This window comes from Micromonospora sediminimaris (assembly GCF_016863575.1).
GTDB classification, from domain to species: domain Bacteria; phylum Actinomycetota; class Actinomycetes; order Mycobacteriales; family Micromonosporaceae; genus Micromonospora; species Micromonospora sediminimaris.
The window spans coordinates 18,864-39,139 of record NZ_BOPD01000008.1 but is presented as its reverse complement, the minus strand read 5'-3'; the positions used below and the strand labels follow the sequence as shown (position 1 = coordinate 39,139).

Sequence of the window (20,276 nt, the reverse complement as noted above, 5' to 3'; positions counted from 1 at the left end):
ACCGTGAAGGTCAAGCCGAGCGTCAAGAGGATCTGCAACAAGTGCCGGGTTATCCGCCGGCACGGCCGGGTCATGGTCATCTGCACCGACCCGCGCCACAAGCAGCGCCAGGGCTGAACGAGCCCACACATCACACATGCTCGTCCCAGCCGCGAGCGGTGCGCAGCGCGTACTCCATCGTGGTTGACCCCCGGTCGAAGGCCGGGGCCCGCTCGGGCAGCGACCGATCCCGGTCGCCGGCGCCATCGGCGTCGGAAGGACAGGGACGGCCGGTAGCGGGGTGGGACGGGTCCACACCTTCGCCAGCACACCACGAGGAGTACGCCCGCACATGGCACGTCTAGTCGGCGTCGACCTTCCCCGCGAGAAGCGGATGGAGATCGCGCTCACCTACATCTTCGGCGTGGGCCGCACCCGCGCCCTGGAGACGCTCAGCGCCACCGGCATCTCGCCGGACAAGCGCGTTCGGGACCTCACGGACGAGGAGCTGGTCCAGCTCCGGAACCACATCGAGGCCAACTACAAGGTTGAAGGCGACCTGCGCCGCGAGGTCGCCGCTGACATCCGCCGCAAGGTTGAGATCGGCTGCTACGCCGGCATCCGGCACCGCCGGGGCCTGCCCGTGCGTGGCCAGCGGACCAAGACCAACGCCCGGACCCGCAAGGGCCCGAAGCGGACCGTCGCCGGCAAGAAGAAGCCCGGCAAGAAGTAATAGTTCTTAAACCGGAACGCTGGTCGTTCTCCGTCGAGGTAGGGCGGGCTCCAACTGGAACCGGTGTCTACCTGATCAACGGGGCCAACAGCCAGAACCGATCGAGAACCTTATTCAGGAGCGCACAGACTTATGCCACCGAAGGCTCGTGCCGGAGCCGCTGTCAAGAAGGTCCGGCGCAAGGAACGTAAGAACGTCGCCCACGGGCAGGCGCACATCAAGAGCACCTTCAACAACACCATCGTCTCGATCACCGATCCGACTGGTGCCGTCATCTCCTGGGCCTCGTCCGGCCAGGTGGGCTTCAAGGGCTCCCGCAAGTCGACCCCGTTCGCCGCGCAGCTGGCCGCCGAGGCCGCCGCGCGTCGGGCCATGGAGCACGGCATGCGCAAGGTCGACGTGTTCGTCAAGGGCCCCGGCTCCGGCCGGGAGACCGCCATCCGTTCGCTGCAGGCCGTGGGCCTTGAGGTCGGGCAGATCTCCGACGTCACCCCGCAGCCGCACAACGGGTGTCGTCCGCCGAAGCGTCGTCGGGTCTGAGAGGTAGAGAGAGATGGCTCGTTACACCGGTGCCGACTGCCGCCGTTGCCGGCGGGAGAAGATGAAGCTGTTCCTCAAGGGCAGCAAGTGCGATGGTCCGAAGTGCCCGTTCGAGTCCCGGCCGTTCCCGCCCGGGCAGCACGGCCGCGGCCGCACGAAGGAGACGGAGTACCTGCTCCAGCTCCGTGAGAAGCAGAAGGCCCGCCGTGTCTACGGCGTGCTGGAGAAGCAGTTCCGCGGCTACTACGAGGAAGCCGTGAGCAAGAAGGCCAAGACGGGCGAGGTGCTGCTACAGATCCTCGAGTCGCGGCTGGACAACGTGGTCTACCGGGCCGGCTACGCCAAGTCCCGGGACATGGCCCGTCAGCTGGTCAAGCACGGTCACTTCACGGTGAACGGCAAGAAGGTCGACATCCCGTCGTACCGCGTCAAGGAGCACGACATCATCGAGGTCCGGGGCAAGAGCAAGGAGCTCACCCCGTTCATCGTGGCCCAGGCCGAGGCCGGCTCCAAGACCGTTCCGGCGTGGCTGGAGGCGATCCCCAGCCAGATGAAGGTTCTGGTGCACTCGCTCCCGGCCCGACAGGTGATCGACACCCAGGTCCAGGAGCAGCTGATCGTCGAGCTCTACTCCAAGTAGGGCTCGTTGCGGTGGCCCGCCCGGCAGGGCGGGCCACCGGAACAGTTTGTGTCGTGGGCGTCATATGGCGGGCGCCCCGGAAGAGAAGAGAAGACATGCTCATCAGCCAGCGACCGACCCTCTCCGAGGAGTCGATCAACGAGACCCGGTCCCGGTTCACCATCGAGCCGCTGGAGCCGGGCTTCGGCTACACCCTGGGCAACTCGCTGCGGCGTACGCTGCTGTCGTCCATCCCGGGTGCGGCCGTCACCTCGATCAAGATCGACGGTGTGCTGCACGAGTTCACCACGATCCCCGGGGTCAAGGAGGACGTGGTCGAGCTCGTCATGAACATCAAGGAGCTCTGCGTCAGCTCCGAGCACGACGAGCCGGTCAGCATGTACCTGCGTAAGCAGGGCCCGGGCGACGTGACCGCCGGCGACATCCAGCCTCCGGCCGGTGTCTCGGTGCACAACCCGGACCTGAAGCTGGCCACCCTCAACGGCAAGGGCCGGCTCGACATGGAGCTGACCGTCGAGCGGGGTCGTGGTTACGTCACGGCGGCGCAGAACAAGCAGGCGGGTGCGGAGATCGGCCGGATCCCGGTCGACTCGATCTACTCCCCGGTGCTCAAGGTGACCTACCGCGTCGAGGCGACCCGCGTCGAGCAGCGGACGGACTTCGACCGGCTGATCATCGATGTCGAGACCAAGCCGTCGATGGGGCCCCGCACCGCACTGGCCTCGGCCGGTTCGACGCTTGTGGAGCTGTTCGGGCTGGCTCGTGAGCTGGATGAGACCGCCGAGGGCATCGACATCGGCCCGTCCCCGCAGGACGCGCAGCTGGCGGCGGACCTGGCCCTGCCGATCGAGGAGCTGGACCTGACCGTCCGCTCCTACAACTGCCTCAAGCGCGAGGGCATCAACTCCGTTGGTGAGCTCATCGGGCGTACCGAGGCCGACCTTCTCGATATAAGGAACTTCGGTCAGAAGTCGATCGACGAGGTCAAGATGAAGCTCGCCGGGATGGGTCTCGGGCTGAAGGACTCGGCTCCGAACTTCGACCCGGCGCACGTCGTGGACACCTTCGGCGAGGCCGACTACGACACCGACGACTACCGCGAGACCGAGCAGCTCTAGTCCGCGCTGCCGCCACACCTGAGGAGCACCAAGCATGCCCACGCCCACCAAGGGCCCCCGCCTCGGCGGCAGCCCCGCGCACGAGCGGCTGATGCTGGCCAACCTGGCCACCGCGCTGTTCCAGCACGGCAAGATCCAGACCACCGAGACCAAGGCCCGGCGGCTGCGTCCGCTCGCCGAGCAGCTGATCACCAAGGCCAAGCGGGGCGACCTCGCGTCGCGCCGGCGGGTGCTGACCGTGGTCAAGGACAAGGACGTGGTCTACGCCCTGTTCGACCAGATCGCGCCGCGGTACGCCAACCGCAGCGGCGGCTACACCCGGATCGTGAAGACCGGTCCGCGCAAGGGCGACGCCGCTCCGATGGCGATCATCGAGCTGGTCGAGGAGCTTCAGGTCGCCGAGCCGAAGGCGAACCGGAAGACCGCCGGGCGCAAGGCTGCCCAGCAGGACAAGGTCGAGGCGCTGGCACCGGCCGACGAGGCCCCCGCGTCGGGGCCGGCCGACCAGGACGCCGAGCCGCCGCAGTCGGCCTCCGGTGACACCGCCGCTGCCCGCGAGGACAGCGACCTGGCCACCGAGGAAGGCAAGGCCTGACCAAGGCCGGTGAGACAGGCCCTGAGGCCGTTGTCGGGCCCGGCATCCCCACCACGGGGGTGCCGGGCCTGACTCGTCGAGGAGGTACCACGTGGACGAGCGCACCCGGCTGCGGCTGGACGTCGCGTACGACGGCACGGCCTTCTCCGGCTGGGCCGCCCAGCCGCAGCGGCGCACGGTCGCCGGAGTGCTTGTCGAGACGCTGGACCTGGTGCTCGGCACCGGTGTCGCGACGGGACTGACCGTCGCCGGCCGCACCGACGCGGGGGTGCATGCCAGCGGGCAGGTCTGCCACCTGGATCTGCCAGTCCACGTCTGGCGGGCGCACGAGGGGCGGCTGCTGCGCCGGCTGGCCCGGCTGCTCCCGACCGATGTGCGGGTGCGGGCGATGCGGGCGGTGCCGGCGACCTTCGACGCCCGCTTCTCGGCGACCTTCCGCCGCTACGAGTACCGGGTGACCGACGCGCCGTGGGGGTGCGACCCGCTGCGCCGGCACGAGATCCTGGCCTGGCCCCGGGCACTCGACCTCGACCGGCTCACCGCTGCGGCGGCCGGGCTGGTGGGGGAGCACGACTTCGCCGCGTACTGCCGGCGCAAGGAGAACGCCACCACCCTGCGGGAGGTGACCAGGCTGGACTGGCGGCGGGACGCCGACGGGATCCTGGTCGCCACCGTGCAGGCCGACGCGTTCTGCCAGGCGATGGTCCGCAGCCTGGTTGGCGCCATGCTGGTCGCCGGGGACGGTCGCCGACCGGTGCCGTGGCCGGCGGACCTGCTGGCCCGTCGGGAGCGGGCCAGCGAGGTGACCGTGGCACCGGCGCATGGGCTGACCCTGGTGGAGGTCGGCTACCCGGACGATCCCGCCGAGTACGCGCGCCGGGCCGAGGCGACCCGACGGCTACGGGTTTCCGCCGACGGTTGAGCGGCCGGCCCTGCTGCTCGGCGTGGCCGGCCGGTCAGTCCTCGGTGGACTCGTCCTGGCTGCCGGTGTCGTCGGTGGGGCCCTCGGTCGGCTGGCTGGCCGTCCCACCCTCGGCTCGCCGCTCCAGCACCCCCTGGTTGAGGTGCTGTTCGAGCATGTCGAAGAGGATCTCGCGGACAACTGTGTCGCCGGAGCGGATGGTGGCACCGTCGGTACGGGCGACCACCGCGTAGGCGATGTAGTGACCGCGTACCTGCCAGCCGACCCGCGCCGGTGCGGTGGCGATCACCTCCGTGTCATCCCCCGCCGACATGCCGCGGAAGCGGCCCTGCCGCTCGTCGAGCAGCTGGCGGATCCGATCGCGGGCCCGTTCGGCGCTGGACCGGTCAGTGAGATTGAACAGTCCCGTGGTGACCAGGTGGTCGCCGTCCGGTGCGCGGAGGGTGGCCCGGACGACCTGGTTGCAGCCGAGCCGTACCAGCAGGTCCGAGACCTCCCCGGTGGCGGCTACCGCACAACTGGCGCTGGACTGGGTGCGGAGCACCTCGTAGCCGTTCTCACCGTCGCCAACGGCGAGAGTGCTGGCGGGGAACACCTCGCGGGCGGTGAGCGGCGCCTGGTCGGTGTCCCGGGAGTCGAGGTCGCTGGCCTCGGCGGGCACCGTGTCACGGGTGGTGTCCGGTGCGGCGCTGGGCCCGGCCTGCTGACCGATCAGGGTTCGACCGTCCATCAGGGTAGCGGCGGTGAGACCGCAGAGGGCGAGCAGCACCAGCGCCGCGGCACCGCCCACCAGCACCTGCCACGCGCGACCGCCACCTCGGCGGGGCGGCGGCGCGACGGTCGCCGTGCCCGGCTCCGGCGGTGCCGCCGCCACGCCGACCGACGTCGGTTCGCCGGGCGCGGGCGGCGCCGGGTCGTACCGTGGTGCCGGTTCCTGCTGCGTGGTGGGGAACGCCCTCCGTGGCGGCGTCGATGATGGCAGCATGATCTGGTTCGGGCGGGCCAGCGACGGGGTGGGGAAGCGCGACGGGGACGGCCCGGCCGCAGGCGGCGGGCCGGGCCGGGGCGAACTGCCCTCGGTCTCGTCGTCCCGGTAAGGGACGTATGCGTCCTCATCGGAGTCGTACCGATACACCATGCCGTCCAGAGTAGGGATGTTTATCCCTTTAGTAGGTATTTTGCGGAAATGCGCTGGATGAACGTGTCGGAGCCGGTGCGACCGCCGTACCGTCGGCCCGATCCGCACTCGGTGCGAGAATGGCCCGCGTGACCGGGGACCACTACTTCACCGCCGAGCCGACCGCGCCCGCCCAGGCGCGCGAGGTGCAGTTCACCGTCGCCGGCCGCGACTACACCCTGGCCTCGGCGTCCGGAGTCTTCTCGGCCAGCCGCCTCGACCCGGGCACGGCGGTGTTGCTACGCAAGGCCGAACTGCCCGGCACCGCGACCGCCGGCGCCCTGCTCGACCTCGGCTGCGGGTTCGGTCCGATCACCTGCGTGCTCGCCACCGTCGCGCCGACGGCGACGACCTGGGCGGTCGACGTGAACGAGCGGGCCCGGCATCTGACGGCTGAGAACAGCGCCCGGCTCGGCCTGTCCGAGCGGGTGCGGGTGATGGCTCCCGAGGAGGTACCCGCCGACCTGCGCTTCGCCCAGATCTGGTCCAACCCGCCGATCCGGGTCGGCAAGGAGGAACTGCACGAGCTGCTGCTGCGTTGGCTGCCCCGGCTCGCCCCGGACGGGGTGGCCTGGCTCGTGGTGGCCCGCCACCTCGGCGGTGACTCGTTGCAGCGCTGGCTGGGCGAGCAGGGCTGGCAGGTGGATCGGCACGCCAGTCAGAAGGGGTTCCGGGTGCTGCGTGTCACCCGCTGACCGGGTAATCGGTTGGCCTGCCGGGCCGGCTCGGGCAGGATGCCCGCGTGGGATACGTGGACGTGGCGGCGGTCGGGCATGTCCTGCCCGACGGGCGGGAACTCTTCGCCGACGTGTCGTTCCGGGTCGGCGAGGGTGCCAAGGTGGCGCTGGTCGGGCCGAACGGCGCGGGCAAGACGACGTTGCTGCGGATGGTCGCCGGTGACCTGCCGGTGCGCACCGGTGCGATCGCGCGCACCGGTGGGCTGGGTGTCATGCGCCAGTTCATCGGCATGATCGGTGACGAGTCGACCCTCGCCGACCTGGCTCTGTCGCTCGCACCGCCGACGCTACGCGAGGCCGGGCGCCGGCTGGCCGAGACCGAGGCGGCCATGCGTGACGCCGAGGTGCGCGGCAAGTACAGCACCGCCGCCGGCAAGGCCCAACTGGCGTACGCCGACGCGTTGGCCGCCTGGGGGGAGACCGGCGGGTACGACGCCGAGGTGCTCTTCGACACCGTCGCCACCATCGTCCTCGACCTGCCCTGGGAGACCGCCCGGCAGCGTCCGGTCCGGACTCTCTCCGGCGGGCAGCAGAAGCGCTTCGCGCTGGAGCTACTGCTACGCGGTCCGGACGAGGTACTGCTGCTCGACGAGCCGGACAACTTCCTCGACGTACCCGGCAAGCGCTGGCTGGAGGCGCGGCTGCGGGAGTCGGCCAAGTCGGTGCTCTACGTCTCGCACGACCGGGAGTTGCTGGCGCAAACCGCCGACCGGGTGGTCGCGGTGGAGGGCGGCAGCGCCTGGGTGCACCCGGGCGGCTTCGCGAGCTGGCACGCGGCCCGGGTGGCCCGCCACGCCCGTCTCGATGAGCAGCGCAAACGGTGGGACGAGGAGCACCAGAAGCTGCGCGAGCTGATGCTGATGTACAAGCAGAAGGCCGCGTACAACGACGGGATGGCCTCGCGCTACCAGGCGGCGCAGACCCGGTTGCGCAAGTTCGAGGAGGCCGGGCCGCCGCCCGTACCGCCGAAGGAGCAGGACATCCGGATGCGGCTGGCCGGCGGACGGACCGGGAAGCGGGCGCTGGTCTGCGAGCAGCTGGAGCTGGATGGCCTGACCTACCCCTTCGACCTGGAGTTGTGGTACGGCGACCGCCTCGCGGTGCTCGGTGCCAACGGCACCGGCAAGTCGCACTTCCTGCGTCTGCTGGCCCGGGGCGGGACGGACCCGGACCCGGCGAACAGCCCCGTCGACGGTGCGGCGGCGCTGGCCCCGGTGGCGCACGACGGGGTGGCCCGACTCGGCGCGCGGGTGCGTCCCGGTCACTTCTCGCAGACCCACGACCGGCCCGAGTTGATGGCGCGGACGCTCGTCGAGATCCTCTGGCGGGGTGACGAGCACCGGTCCGGCATGGATCGTCACGCGGCCATGGCGGCGCTGTCCCGGTACGAGCTGGCGGGGCAGGGTGACCAGCGCTTCGGCACCCTCTCCGGCGGGCAGCAGGCCCGTTTCCTGGTGCTGCTGCTGGAGCTGTCCGGCGCGACCATGCTGCTGCTCGACGAGCCCACCGACAACCTCGACCTGGCCTCGGCCGAGGCGCTGGAGGCCGGGCTCACCGCGTTCTCCGGCACGGTGGTGGCGGTCACCCACGACCGCTGGTTCACCCGGACCTTCGACCGGTTCCTGCTGTTCCGGGGCGACGGCGAGGTGGTCGAGACCGACGAGCCGGTCTGGGACGTGGCCTGAGCGGTCTGGTCCCGCGGTCGCCCCTGCGACCACCCGACGGGGCGACATATGGTGATCTCGTGAGTGAGATGACCTATCGCCGGCTGGGCGACTCCGGGCTCGTGGTGTCCGTCGTGGGGATCGGCTGCAACAACTTCGGCCGCAAACTCGATCTCGACGGCACCCGGGCGGTGGTCGACGCGGCCCTCGACGCCGGAATCAATTTCTTCGACACCGCCGACATCTACGGCGAGCCGCACGGTGCCTCGGAGGCGCAGCTCGGCGCGGCCCTGAAGGGCCGCCGGGACGACGTGGTGCTGGCGACCAAGTTCGGCATGTCGATGGCCGGTAGCAACGGACGCGACTTCGGGGTACGCGGCTCGCGGCGGTACGTGATCCGGGCGGTCGAGGCGTCGTTGCGGCGGCTGGACACCGACTACATCGACCTGTACCAGTTCCACGAGCCGGACCCGGGTACCCCGATCGACGAGACGCTGTCCGCCCTGGATGACCTGGTCCGCGCCGGCAAGGTGCGGTACGTCGGCAACTCCAACTTCGCCGGCTGGCAGATCGCCGACGCCGACTGGACGGCGAAGACCCGGGGGCTCACCCGGTTCGTCAGCGCGCAGAACCACTACAGCCTGCTCAACCGGGACGTCGAGATCGAGGTACTGCCGGCCTGCGACCGCTTCGGCTTGGGCATGCTGCCGTTCTTCCCGCTGGCCAACGGGCTGCTCACCGGCAAGTACAAGCGGGGTGAGGCGCCACCCGCCGGCAGCCGCCTGGCCGGCGGTGGCCGGTACGCCCAGCGGCTCGCCGCCGCCGACTGGGACACCATCGAGGGCATCGAGGCGTACGCCACGGAACGGGGTGTGCCGATGCTGCACGTGGCGATCGGCGGGCTGGCCGCCCAACCGGCGGTCACCTCCGTCATCGCCGGAGCCACCACACCGGAGCAGGTACGCGCCAACGCGGAGGCCGGCGCCTGGCACCCCACCGAGGACGACCTGAAGGCCCTCCGCACGGTCCTTGACCGCTGATCCGCGCCATACCCTCGTGCGTTGATCATGAGGTTGGCGGCGAAGTTGCTCCAGAGTTGCCGCCAACCTCATGATCAACTGGGCTGTGTGAAGGGGCCCCGCCCGGACGGTGCCGGGCGGGGCCGTGGGCTTACAGCTTGCGGTTGGGGGCCAGGCGGGTGGGGTCGCCACCAAGGCGGCCGGCACCCTTGACGGACTCGCCGTCGTTGGCGCGTACGCCCATCTTGCTGGCCGAGCCGCCGAGCCGGACGATCATGGCATCGGCGTCCCGGATCAGCACGTCCCGGATCTCCGCCTCGCCGACCAACTCGGCGTCACCGGCCAACGTCCGGAACGCGGTGAGCTGGTTGATCGCCCGCTTGTCGTTGCCGCTCGCCTCCGCCGTACGGGCGTTGGAGAGCCGCTTCGACAACTGGTTGTACGCCTTGTTGCTGAGTCGGCCCGTCGCCTTGAACCGGTCCAGCAGGTTCTGCATGTCCCGGAACGAGGTGGTGACGAAGAAGCGGACCGTGGTGGTGGTGTCGTTGCCCGCCTTGTCCGTCGCGGTGACGGTCAGCTCGTGCAGGCCCAGCGGCAGCTCGTACATCGCCTGGAGCGTGCCGCTGACGTAGGGCCGGTCGTTGAGCCGGCCGACCACTGTCGCGATGCCCGAGGTCGGGTCGACCGCCTGCCAGGACACCCGGACGTCCTGGCTGTCACCGTAGAGCTGGCCGTCGGCGATGCCGGAGACCAACAGGGTCGGCTTGGTGCCGTCGATGCGTACCACCGCCGCCTTCAACGTCTCGGCGTTGCCGGCGGTGTCGGTGGCCCGGTAGAGCAGCTCGTGGTCCCCGTCGCCACTGATCTCGACCGGCTCGGTGTACGGCGTCCAGTCGCCGCCGTCCAGCGACCACTCCAGCAGCGCCACCCCGGAACCGGCGTCGGTCGAGGTGAGCACCACCGGGACGGTGCCGTCGTGCCAGCCCTCGTCGTTCGCCGGGGCGAACGTCGCGGTGCTGACCGGCGCGGTGGCGTCGATGCGGACGGTGACCGCCTTCGTCTCCTCCACGTTGCCGGCCTCGTCGACGGAGCGGAAACGCAGCTCGTGCTCGCCGTCTCCGGTCACCGGCACCGGCTCGGTGTAGGCGGTCCACTCGGTGGCGTCATCGAGCTGGTACTCGGTGCGCGCCACCCCGCTGCCGCCGTCCTCGTCGGCGGCGGTCAGGGTGACCGTCGCCGGGCCGGTGAGCCAACTCTCGACCGGGGTGCCGGACACCTCGGCCGTGGTGACAGGGGCGGTGTCGTCGTCCGGTCCGGCCTCGGTGGAGAACCGGAAGTAGTCGAACGACGCCGACTTCGAGGCGGTCTGGTTGCCACTGAGGGTGAACACGCCCACCTTCGGGGTAGCCCCGACGGCCGCGTTGGTGAGTTCGGTCAGGGCCGTCCAGGTGGTGCCGTCGGCAGAGTACGACGCGGTGTAGGTGTCACCGCTGCGGACCACCCGCAGATACCACTCGGCCGAGGTCAGGTTCTCCGCACCCGGCTGTGGATCCTGGATCGTCCCGTCGATCTCGCTGCGGAACTCGATCCGCCGGGACACCGGCTGGCCGGCCTGGTTGTCCACCACGAAGTCGAACTTCAGGTAGTTGTCGTCGTCGCCGTACACGATCAGACCGGCCTGCTGGTACTGCTCGTCCAGCAGACTGCCGTCGATCTTGGTCTCCATCGTCCAGTCGCCGCTCGGCGTGTTCTGGAGGATGAAGTTCGTCGGCCCGGTGTTGTTGGTGCCGTAGATGTCACCGTTGGGCACGTCGATGTGCAACGCGCCATCGCTGACCCGGTAAGCGCTCAGGTCCTCCCGGAGGATCGCGTTCCACCGGCACTTGTCCAGCGAGATGCCGGTGAACTCGTCGGACGGGTCGACCGGGCCGGCCGGCTCGTCCGGTATCACCTGGAACCAGTCGAACTCGGCCTCCACCACGGGTGCGTCGGTGCCCCCGTTGAGCGCGAACAGGCCGATCCGCGGGTTCTCGATGCCCTCCAACGCGGCCGAGCGACCGACCGGGGTGAAGGTCTGGCCGTCGGCCGAGAGCGCGGCGGTCAGGCTGGTGCCGTCGCTGCTCACCCGCAGGTAGACGGTGTCACCCGTCGGTGCGTCGGTGCTGTCGTCACCCTCGTTCCGTGGGGTGCCGGCGGTCTCCCGGATGAACTCCACCCGCCGGCTGCCGTTGTAGAGCAGGTCCAGCTTGGCGTAGTTCTCGTCGTCGCCGTAGACCAGCAGGCCGGCCTGCTGGTAGTTGGCCGTCACCGGCAGGGTGACCTTTGTGGTCGCCTGCCAGGCACCCGACGGTGCGGGCTGGAGCACCAGGTTGGTGGCGTCGTTACGGCTGCCGTACAGGTCACCGGCCCCGGTGGGTAGCCGCAGCGCGCCGTCGGAGACGGACAGGAGCTGGTTCTCCCGCACCACGCTGGTCCACCGGTCGCGGTCGAGCGTGTCGCCGTCGAAGTTGTCCGAACGTGCCCCGAGGCACGACGTGTTCGGCGAGTCGACCCGGACCGGCACGGTCGCGTACGACCGGGCACCACGGCTGTCGGTCACCGTCAGGGTGGCGGTGAAGTTGCCGGGTGCGGCGTACGTGTGCTCGGCCTGGAGCGTGTCCGCCGTGCCGCCGTCACCGAAGTCCCACTCGTACGTGAGCGGGGTGTCGCCCTCCGGGTCGGTGGCGGTGCCGCCGAACGCGATGGTGAGCGGCGCGGTGCCGGTGGCCGGCGTGGCGGTGGCGGTGACCGCCGGCGGTGCGTTGTCGGTGACGCCCTTGCCGACGAAGTCCGCCCAGTTGACGTTGAACAGCGATCCCTCGCCGCCCGCCGGGTCCTGGGCCACGAAGTACAGCGAACCGCTCGCCGCACCGGTCACCGGTGCGGTGACATCGGTGTAGGTCTGCCAGTCGCCGGTACCCGGCACGGTCGCCGAGGCGACCACCGGGCCGTCGACCGCGCCAGCCCGGACCTCGATCACGCCGCCGCTGGTCGCCGAGGCGACCCGGAAGCGAATCTCGTCGATCTCGGTCAGGTCGGCCGGTACGACCGACCACCAGTCGCCGTCCTCGATGGCGCCGATGTTCTGGCCGCCGCCGGCGGTGTCGCCGGTGGTCTCGCGCATCACCCCGGCGTCGCCGCCGCCGGTGCCGTCCTCGGTCCGGCCGGTCGCGGTGAAGTACTCGGCCTGCTTGCGCTTGGGCTGGAGAATCTCGATCGCCCGGCCGGTGAGCGGGTCGGCTCCGCCGGAACCGCCCTGGTCGGTGTAGGTCGCCTCGAAGACGGTGAAGACGTTCGCCTCGGCGCCGTGGCCGGCGGCGAGCTGGGTCTGCACCGTGCCGGTGCAGCCGGTGTGCTGCTCCAGCGGGTGGGCGTGCTCGTCGTGACCGAGCAGCACCTGGAGCTGGACGTCGGCGCAGTCGATCTCCCCGTCCTCCGGGTCGGTCACCGTGATCGTGTACTTGACCTGGTCGCCCCAGTCGAAGAAGCCACCGTCCGGCGGGAACTCGATCGTCACGGTCGGCGCGGTGTTGCCCACCGTGATCGGCACGTTCGCCACCGCCGTACGGCCCTTGGGGTTGGTGACGGTGAGCTGGGCGGTGTAGTTGCCCGCCTCGGCGTACGTGTGGGTGGGGTTGGCCTCGATGGAGGTGCCACCGTCGCCGAACGTCCAGGCGTAGGTGAGCGTGCCCCCGTCGGGGTCACGCGAGCCGGCGCTGGAGAAGGTCACCTCCAGCGGGGCCTGCCCGGAGGTGGGCTCGGCGTTGGCCACCGCGATCGGCGCCCGGTCACCGGCGATGTAGTCGATCCGGTAGACGCCGGAGTTGTCGTTGTTGCCGCCGAAGCCGCTGCCCCACTCGATCAGGTACATCGCACCGTCGGGACCGAACTCGAAGTCCATCGGGCGGATGAAGGACATCCCGGTGAGCAGCTGGTTGATGTCGACCAGCTCGGTGCCGTCCGCGGAGACCTGCATCGTGTACATCTTCGACTGGTTCCACTCGCCGAGCAGCGCCTTGCCGTCGTAGTACGCCGGCCACTTGCGGTTCGAGTCGAGGTCGGCGTCGTACCGGTAGACCGGGCCGCCCATCGGCGCGCCGCCGCCCCCGATCTCGGGGTAGCGCGGGTCACCGCCGTAGCCGTAGTCGACGGTGGCCGGGATGGCCGGCGGGAGGTTGGTCAGGCCGGTGTTGTTGGGTGAGTTGTTCACCACGGCGGCGCAGTCGAACTTCGGTCCACTCGGGCCGGAGGGGAACTGGTAGTCGTTGTACGCCTCGTTGGTGCCCGTGCAGTACGGCCAGCCGTAGTTGCCCGGTTCGGCGACGATGTTCCACTCCACCAGGCCCTCGGGACCACGGTCGGGGTTGTCCGACGAGGCGTCCGGGCCGTAGTCGGCGACGTAGAGGGTGTCGGTGGCCGGGTCGATGCCGATCCGGAACGGGTTACGGAAACCCATCGCGAAGATCTCGGGCCGGGTCTGCTCCGTACCCGGCGGGAAGAGGTTGCCCTCCGGGATGGTGTACGTCCCGTCGTCCTCCGGGTGGATCCGGATCACCTTGCCGCGCAGGTCGTTGGTGTTGCCGGAGGTGCGCTGCGCGTCGTAGTCGGCGCGTCCGGGCCGCTCGTCGATCGGCGTGTACGCGTCGGACGAGAACGGGTTGGTGTTGTCCCCGGTGGCCAGGTAGAGGTTGCCGTCGGAGTCGAACGTCATGGTGCCGCCGGCGTGGCAGCAGGTGTTGCGTTGGGTGTCGACCTGGAGCACGACCTCCTCGGTGGCCGCGTCGATCGAGTCACCGCTCACCGTGAACCGGGAGAGCACGTTGCGCGCCACCCCGTCGTTCGGCGCGTAGTAGAGGTAGACCCAGTTGTTGGTGGCGAAGTCCGGGTCGAGCCGGATGCCGATCAGACCGTCCTCGTTGCCGGTGAAGACGTCGAGGTCGATGGCGGTGACCGTGTTGCCGGTGTCCGGCTTGACGATCTGCACCCGGCCGTCGCGCTCGATGTAGAACACCCGGCCGTCGGGGGCGATGTCCAGCTCCATCGGGTTGCTGGTGTTGCTGTCCAGCGTCACCTTCTCGAAGCTGGCGGTCAGCGACGCCCCGCAGTCGGCACCCTGGATGCCGGCGGCGGTGCGGATGCCGCCGAGCAGGTGGGTGCGGAACTCCGGTTCGGCGTACGACTCGTCGGTGTGGCCGCCGCCGGTGTACCAGGCCCGGCCGCCGTCGTAGTCCTGGCACCAGGCGATCGGGTGGTCATGCCCCATCGCGCCGGAACCGGCGTTGTAGCTGGTCTCGTCGAGGGTGGCCAGCACGTGCACCGAACCGCGCGGGTTGGTGCGGTAGTTGTACCACTCGTCGTACCGGGACCAGCGCTCCGGCAGGTGCGCGGTGGAGGGGTGCGCCGGATCCTCGACCTTGACGGTGGCCGTCTGGTTGGCCGGGTGGCTGTTGAAGTACGCCCCCACCAGCTCGCCGTACCAGGACCAGCTGTACTCGGTGTCGGCGGCGGCGTGGATGCCGGCGTAGCCGCCACCGGCCTGGATGTAGCGCTCGAACGCCGCCTGCTGGTCGGCGGTCAGCACGTCTCCGGTGGTGGAGAGCCAGATGACCGCCCGGTACTGCGCGAGGTTGGCGTCGGTGAACGCACCACCGTCCTCAGTGGTGTCGACGGTGAAACCGTGCTCGACGCCGAGTTCCTGGATGGCGGCGATGCCGGTGGGGATGGAGGCGTGGCGGAAGCCGGCGGTCTTGGAGAAGACCAGCACCGAGAATGTCTCGGCGGCGGCCTCCGGAGCGGCCTGGGCGACGGGAGCCGGTGCGGCCTGGGCGGCCGGGGCCGCCAGGAGCATGGTCGCGGCGAGGCCGAGGGAGAGAAAGGCGGCGGTCAGGGGTGCGCGGGCACGAGGTGTTCGGGGCACTCCGGTCTCCTTTGTCCTTGCTGGACAGGGGTCACGGGGTCGGCCCGCCGAAGACCTTCCCAGATGGAGCTGGTCCGGACACCTTGCCGAAGGGTGCCGTGCCAGCATTTTTGTCGAGTCGCTGAACAAATTAGTTCCGTTAGAACGATTAATGGCAAGGCTTCAATTGATAACAGTTCGGTAAACGCAAGCGACATTCCCGCACAGCCCGGCCAAACCACCACGGCCGCCGGCCCGCACCTCGGGCAGAGGTACGGGCCGGCGGTGGTGGTTCGGTCAGATCGGCCGACTACCCAGGCGTGAGCCGGAAGTAGTCGAACGCGGCCGTCTTCGAGGCGGTCTGGTTGGCGCCGAGAGTGAACAGGCCCACCCTCGGGGTCGTCCCGACCGCGGTGCTCGTCAACGTCCCCACGGTCGTCCAACTCGTGCCGTCGGCCGAGTACGCGGCGGTGAAGGTGTTTCCGCTACGCGCCAGCCGCAGGTGCCAGATTCCCTGGGTCAGGCCGGTCGCCTGCGGCTGCGTACTCTGCACCGCCCCGCCGACCTCGCTGCGGAACTCGATCCGCCGCGAGACCGCCTGACCGGCCGCGTTGTCCGTCACGTAGTCGAACTTGAGGTAGTTGTCGTCGTCGGCGTAGACCAGCAGACCAGCCTGCTGGTACTGCTCGTTGAGCAGACTGCCGTCGACCCGGGTCTGCATGGTCCAGTTCCCGGCCGGGCTGTTCTGGAGGATGAAGTTCGTCGGCCCGGTGTTGCCGGTGCCGTAGATGTCACCGTTCGGCACGTCGATGCGCAACGAGCCGTCGGTCACCCGGTACCGGGTCGAGTCCTCCCGCACCACGGCGTTCCACCGGCACTTCTCCAGGCTGGTGCCGGTGAACTCGTCCGACGGTGCGACGACGCCCGTGGTGGCGTCCGGGGTGATCCGGAACCAGTCGAACTGGGCGTTCACCACCGGCGCGGTGGTGCCGCCGTTGAGGGCGAAGAGACCGATCCGGGGGTTGCTGATCCCGGCCAGCGCGGCGGACCGGCCGACCGCGGTGAAGGTCTGCCCGTCCGTCGAGTAGGCGGCGGTCAGGTTCGTCCCGTCACTTGTCAGTCGCAGATGGATGGTGTCACCGGTGGGCGCCGCGGTGGAGTCCGCGCTCTCGTTGCGCGGGGTGCCGGCGGTCTCCCGGAGGAACTCGACCTTCCGGTTTCCACCGTAGACCAGGTCCAGCTTGGCGTAGTTGTCGTCGTCGCCGTAGATCAGCAGACCGGCCTGCTGGTAGTCGGCCCGGGCCGCCACGGTGACCCGGGTGGTCGCCTGCCAGGCCCCGCTGGGCGCGGGCTGGAGCACCAGGTTCGTGGCGTCGTTGCGGGTGCCGTAGAGGTCACCCGCCGCGGTGGGCAGCCGCAGCGAACCGTCGGCGAGGGAGTACGACTCGGTTCCGCGCACCACGCCGGTCCACCGCTGACGATCAAGGGAGGTGCCGGTGAACTCGTCGGACCGCAGTTGCCCCGGCTCGGCCTGGCAGGGGTTGCCCGCCCCGTCGACCCGGATCGGCACGCTGGCCTGCCCCCGCGCGCCCCGGCTGTCGGTGACCGTCAGGGTGGCGGTGTAGCTGCCCGGCGTGGTGTACGTGTGGGTGGCGCTGAGCGTGTCCGCGCTCTCACCGTCGCCGAAGTCCCAGGCGTACGTCAGGGGGGTGTCCCCGTCCGGATCGGTCGCCGTACCGGTGAAGGCCACGGCCAGTGGCCCGGTCCCGCTGGTCGGGGTGGCCGAGGCGGTGACCGTCGGTGGGGCGTTGCCGCTCACCCCGGGGCCCACGAAGTCCATCCAGTTGACGTTGAACAGGGTGCCGGAGCCGCCGTTCGGGTCCCGGGCGACGAAGTACAACGCGCCCTCCGCGGCGGCGCCGTTGGGTATCTGCGCGGTGATGTCGGTGTACGTCTGCCATGCTCCGGTACCGGTCACGTTGGCGGTGGTGATCAGTGGTCCGTCCGCGGCTCCGGCGCGTACCTCGATCCGGCCGCCGGAGGTGGCCGAGGCGACCCGGAACTGGATCGAGGTGACGCCGGTCAGGCTGGCCGGACTCACCGACCACCAGTCGCCGTCCTCGATGAATCCGATGTTCTGCCCACCGCCGGCGGTGTCACCTGTGGTCTCCCGCTCCACCCCGGCGGTGCCGCCCCCGGTGGCACCCGTCACCCGCCCGGTGGCGGAGTAGTACTCGGCCTCCTTGCGTTTCGGCTGAAGGACCACGAGCGCCCGGCCGGTCTGCGGCTCGGCCCCGTCGGACCCGCCCTGGTCGGTGTAGGTCGCCTCCAGCACGGTGAAGACGTTCGCCTCCGCCCCGTGGCCGTCGGCGAGCTGTGTCTGCACCGTGCCGGTGCAGCCGGTGTGCCGCTCCAGCGGGTGGGCGTGCTCGTCGTGGCCGAGCAGGACCTGGAGTTCGACCTCGTCGCAGTCGATCGTCCCGTCCTCCGGGTCGGTGACCTTGACGGTGTAGGCGACCTGGTCACCCCAGGCGAAGAAACCACCGTCCGGCGGGAACTCGATGGTCACGGTCGGTGCCGTGTTGCCGACGGTGATCGGCACGTTCGCCACCGCGCTCCGTCCCGCCGGGTTGGTCACCCGCAGCTGCGCCGTGTAACTCCCGGACTGGGCGTACGTGTGGGTCGGGTTGGCCTGGGTGGAGGTGCCGCCGTCGCCGAACGTCCAGGCGTAGGTGAGCGCTCCGCCGTCGGGGTCGCGCGAGCCGGCGCTGGAGAAGGTGACGGCGAGCGGTGGCGCTCCGGAGGTGGGGTTCGCCGAGGCGACCGCGATCGGGGCGCGGGCACCGGCCGTGTAGTCGATCCGGTAGACGCCGGAGTTGTCGTTGTTGCCGCCGAAGCCGCTGCCCCACTCGATCAGGTACAGCGCGCCGTCGGGGCCGAACTCGAAGTCCATCGGCCGGACGAAGGTCATCTGGTCGAGGATCCGGTTGATGTCGACAAGGGACTTGCCGTCCCGGCTGACCTGCATGGTGTACATCCGCGACTGGTTCCACTCGCCGAACATGGCCTTGCCGTCGAAGTACGCCGGCCACTGGCGGCGGGACGAGATGTTCGGGTCGTACCGGTAGACCGGTCCGGCCATGGGCGCTCCACCGCCGCCGATCTCCGGGTACCGGGAGTCACCGCCGTAGCCGTAGTCGACGGTGGCCGGGATGGCCGCCGGCAGGTTGGTCAGGCCGGTGTTGTTCGGGGAGTTGTTCACCGGCGCGGCGCAGTTGAACTTCGATCCGCTCGGGCCGGACGGGAACTGGTAGTCGTTGTACGCCTGATTCGACCCGTGGCAGTACGGCCAGCCGAAGTTGCCGGGCCGGTCGACGATGTTCCACTCCACCAGTCCCGCCGGGCCCCGGTTCGGGTTGCTGGTGGTGGCGTCCGGGCCGTAGTCGGCGACGTAGAGCACGTCGGTGACCGGGTCGATGCCGATCCGGAACGGGTTGCGCAGACCCATCGCGTAGATCTCCGGCCGGGTCCGCGCGGTGCCCGGGGCGAACAGGTTGCCGGCCGGAATGGTGTACGTCCCGTCGGCCTGCGGCCGGATCCGGAGCACCTTTCCGCGCAGGTCGTTTGTGTTTCCGGCGGTGCGCTGCGAGTCGTAGTCAGACCGGCCGGAGCGCTCGTCCAACGGGCTGTAGCCACCGGACTCGAAGGGGTTGGTGTTGTCCCCGGTGGCCAGGTACAGGTTGCCGGCCGAGTCGAAGGTCATCGTCCCGCCCATGTGGCAGCAGGTGTTGCGCTGCGTGGGCACCTCCAGGACGACCCGCTCGCTCGACGGGTTGATCGTGTCTCCGGTGACTGTGAACCGGGACAGGTGGTTGCGGGAGCCACCCGCGCTCGGGGCGTAGTAGAGCCAGACCCACCCGTTGCTGGCGAAGTTGGGGTCGAGCCGGATGCCCAGCAGGCCGTCCTCGTTGCCGGCGAAGACGCTCAGCCGCAGCGCGGTGACCGTCTGGCCGGTGTCCGGCTTGATGATCTGCACCCGGCCGTCGCGCTCGATGTAGAAGACCCGCCCGTCGGGGGCGATGTCCAGCTCCATCGGGTTGCTGGTGTTGCTGTCCAGGGTCACCTTCTCGAAGCTGGCGGCCCGGCCGGCACCGCAGTCGGCGTGCACCACCCCGGCAGCGGTCTGGATACCACCGAGCAGGTGTTGCCGGAACTCGGCGTTGGCGAAGGAATCCTGGGTGTGCCCGCCACCTGTGTACCAGGACCGGCCACCGTCGAAGTTCTGGCACCAGGCGATCGGGTGGTCGTGCCCCATCGCTCCGCTGCCCGGGCTGTAGCTGCGCTCGTCGAGCGAGGCCAGCACCTGCACCTGACGGGCGCGGGGGTTGGTGCGGAAGTTGTACCACTCGTCGTAACGGGACCACCGCTCCGGCAGGTGCCGGGTCGACTCGTGGGTGGTGTCCTCGACCTTCACCGTCGCCGTCTGGTTGGCCGGGTGGTTGTTGAAGTAGGCACCGACCAGTTGGCCGTACCAGGCCCAGTCGTACTCGGTGTCCGACGCGGCGTGCACGCCGACGTATCCGCCACCGGCGCGGATGTAGCGCTCGAAGGCCGCCTGCTGGCTGGCGTTGAGCACGTCACCGGTTGTCGACAACCAGATGACCGCCTGGAACCTGGCGAGGTTGGTGTCGGTGAAGGCGGCGCTGTCCTCGGTGGTGGTGACGGTGAACCCGTTCGCCGTGCCGAGTTGCTGGATCGCGCTGATGCCGGCCGGGATCGAGTCGTGTCGGAATCCGGCGGTCTTGGAGAAGACCAGGACGGAGAACGGCTCCACCGCCGCCGCGGCGACCGGAACGGTGGGGCGGGCGGCCTGAGCGGCGGCGGGGCCGGTGATCGGGGCCGGTGCGGCGGCCAGGATGAGTGCAAGGGCGAGTAACGCCATGGTGACTGCGGCGAGCGGGGCTCGGCGCCGACTGAGTCGGGGCACGAAGATCTCCTCTGTCCGTGGGACGGTTCGGAGTGGACGGCGGTGGTCACTCCCGTCGGTCCGACCGCCCATACCTGACGAGCGAGGTCTGGGTGCCGACTCAGCCGATCCGATCACTCAATTTGCGTTAGTGAATCTAGTTTCGAGCAAGGTGGAGCCTTGTAACGTTTTGGTAACGGGGCCATTCCTATTGGTGTGAGTCACTGCATATCCGGCCTTTTTCCGGCCGC

At 69.9% G+C, this 20,276-nt stretch carries 13 protein-coding genes; 10 read left to right on the top strand and 3 right to left on the bottom strand.

What is annotated here, in order from left to right; genetic code table 11:
• The first annotated feature begins 3 nt into the window (after positions 1-3).
• The 7 genes from rpmJ to truA all read left to right on the top strand — a co-directional run bounded on the left by rpmJ (position 4) and on the right by truA (position 4,527).
• The gene (rpmJ, locus tag Vse01_RS05680; protein ID WP_012184307.1) at positions 4-117 is read left to right on the top strand and encodes a 50S ribosomal protein L36; all 114 of its coding nucleotides are present in this window, start codon (positions 4-6) and stop codon (positions 115-117) included.
• A 214-nt stretch (positions 118-331) separates the two neighbouring features.
• Positions 332-712, top strand: coding sequence for a 30S ribosomal protein S13 (gene rpsM, locus Vse01_RS05675; protein ID WP_093403631.1), 381 nt, complete (start codon positions 332-334; stop codon positions 710-712).
• Between the two features lie 132 nt (positions 713-844).
• Entirely contained in the window at positions 845-1,252 is a 408-nt protein-coding gene (rpsK, locus tag Vse01_RS05670) for a 30S ribosomal protein S11 (protein WP_013288613.1), read from the top strand.
• 13 nt (positions 1,253-1,265) lie between these two features.
• Complete coding sequence (gene rpsD / locus Vse01_RS05665; RefSeq protein WP_093403633.1) at positions 1,266-1,892, top strand: 30S ribosomal protein S4; 627 nt, start codon at positions 1,266-1,268, stop codon at positions 1,890-1,892.
• A 95-nt stretch (positions 1,893-1,987) separates the two neighbouring features.
• Positions 1,988-3,010: a DNA-directed RNA polymerase subunit alpha gene (locus Vse01_RS05660; RefSeq protein ID WP_091079335.1), complete on the top strand. Its 1,023-nt coding sequence runs from the start codon at positions 1,988-1,990 to the stop codon at positions 3,008-3,010.
• A gap of 34 nt (positions 3,011-3,044) precedes the next feature.
• Positions 3,045-3,605 (top strand): 50S ribosomal protein L17, encoded by a 561-nt coding sequence (gene rplQ / locus Vse01_RS05655; protein ID WP_093403635.1) that lies wholly within the window; start codon positions 3,045-3,047, stop codon positions 3,603-3,605.
• 91 nt (positions 3,606-3,696) lie between these two features.
• Positions 3,697-4,527, top strand: coding sequence for a tRNA pseudouridine(38-40) synthase TruA (gene truA, locus Vse01_RS05650; protein ID WP_093403637.1), 831 nt, complete (start codon positions 3,697-3,699; stop codon positions 4,525-4,527).
• Between the two features lie 34 nt (positions 4,528-4,561).
• Here truA and Vse01_RS05645 read toward each other — a convergent pair whose 3' ends face one another.
• On the bottom strand, positions 4,562-5,665 hold the full coding sequence (locus Vse01_RS05645) for a hypothetical protein (protein WP_093403638.1): 1,104 nt from the start codon (positions 5,663-5,665) through the stop codon (positions 4,562-4,564).
• 128 nt (positions 5,666-5,793) lie between these two features.
• Between Vse01_RS05645 and Vse01_RS05640 the strand changes: the two genes are divergently transcribed.
• From Vse01_RS05640 to Vse01_RS05630, 3 genes are all read left to right on the top strand, one after another.
• A complete protein-coding gene (locus Vse01_RS05640) occupies positions 5,794-6,399 on the top strand; it encodes a class I SAM-dependent methyltransferase (RefSeq protein ID WP_093403736.1) in 606 nt (201 codons plus the stop codon).
• 47 nt (positions 6,400-6,446) lie between these two features.
• Entirely contained in the window at positions 6,447-8,126 is a 1,680-nt protein-coding gene (locus Vse01_RS05635; protein ID WP_093403639.1) for an ABC-F family ATP-binding cassette domain-containing protein, read from the top strand.
• A gap of 68 nt (positions 8,127-8,194) precedes the next feature.
• The gene (locus Vse01_RS05630; protein ID WP_093403641.1) at positions 8,195-9,145 is read left to right on the top strand and encodes an aldo/keto reductase; all 951 of its coding nucleotides are present in this window, start codon (positions 8,195-8,197) and stop codon (positions 9,143-9,145) included.
• Positions 9,146-9,275: 130 nt separating this feature from the next.
• Here the strand turns inward: Vse01_RS05630 and Vse01_RS05625 are convergent, their stop codons facing one another.
• Entirely contained in the window at positions 9,276-15,080 is a 5,805-nt protein-coding gene (locus Vse01_RS05625; RefSeq protein WP_093403642.1) for a ThuA domain-containing protein, read from the bottom strand.
• Positions 15,081-15,369: 289 nt separating this feature from the next.
• Positions 15,370-20,001, bottom strand: coding sequence for a ThuA domain-containing protein (locus Vse01_RS05620; RefSeq protein ID WP_373870651.1), 4,632 nt, complete (start codon positions 19,999-20,001; stop codon positions 15,370-15,372).
• Positions 20,002-20,276: the final 275 nt, after the last annotated feature.

Bases quoted from the DNA above. Each gene is read 5' to 3' on its own strand.
- Vse01_RS05620 (WP_373870651.1), bottom strand. From the start codon at position 20,001: ATGGCGTTACTCGCCCTTGCACTCATCCTGGCCGCCGCACCGGCCCCG.
- rpsD (WP_093403633.1), top strand. From the start codon at position 1,266: ATGGCTCGTTACACCGGTGCCGACTGCCGCCGTTGCCGGCGGGAGAAG.
- Vse01_RS05630 (WP_093403641.1), top strand. From the start codon at position 8,195: ATGACCTATCGCCGGCTGGGCGACTCCGGGCTCGTGGTGTCCGTCGTG.
- Vse01_RS05645 (WP_093403638.1), bottom strand. From the start codon at position 5,665: ATGGTGTATCGGTACGACTCCGATGAGGACGCATACGTCCCTTACCGG.
- rpsK (WP_013288613.1), top strand. From the start codon at position 845: ATGCCACCGAAGGCTCGTGCCGGAGCCGCTGTCAAGAAGGTCCGGCGC.
- rpsM (WP_093403631.1), top strand. From the start codon at position 332: ATGGCACGTCTAGTCGGCGTCGACCTTCCCCGCGAGAAGCGGATGGAG.
- rplQ (WP_093403635.1), top strand. From the start codon at position 3,045: ATGCCCACGCCCACCAAGGGCCCCCGCCTCGGCGGCAGCCCCGCGCAC.
- Vse01_RS05660 (WP_091079335.1), top strand. From the start codon at position 1,988: ATGCTCATCAGCCAGCGACCGACCCTCTCCGAGGAGTCGATCAACGAG.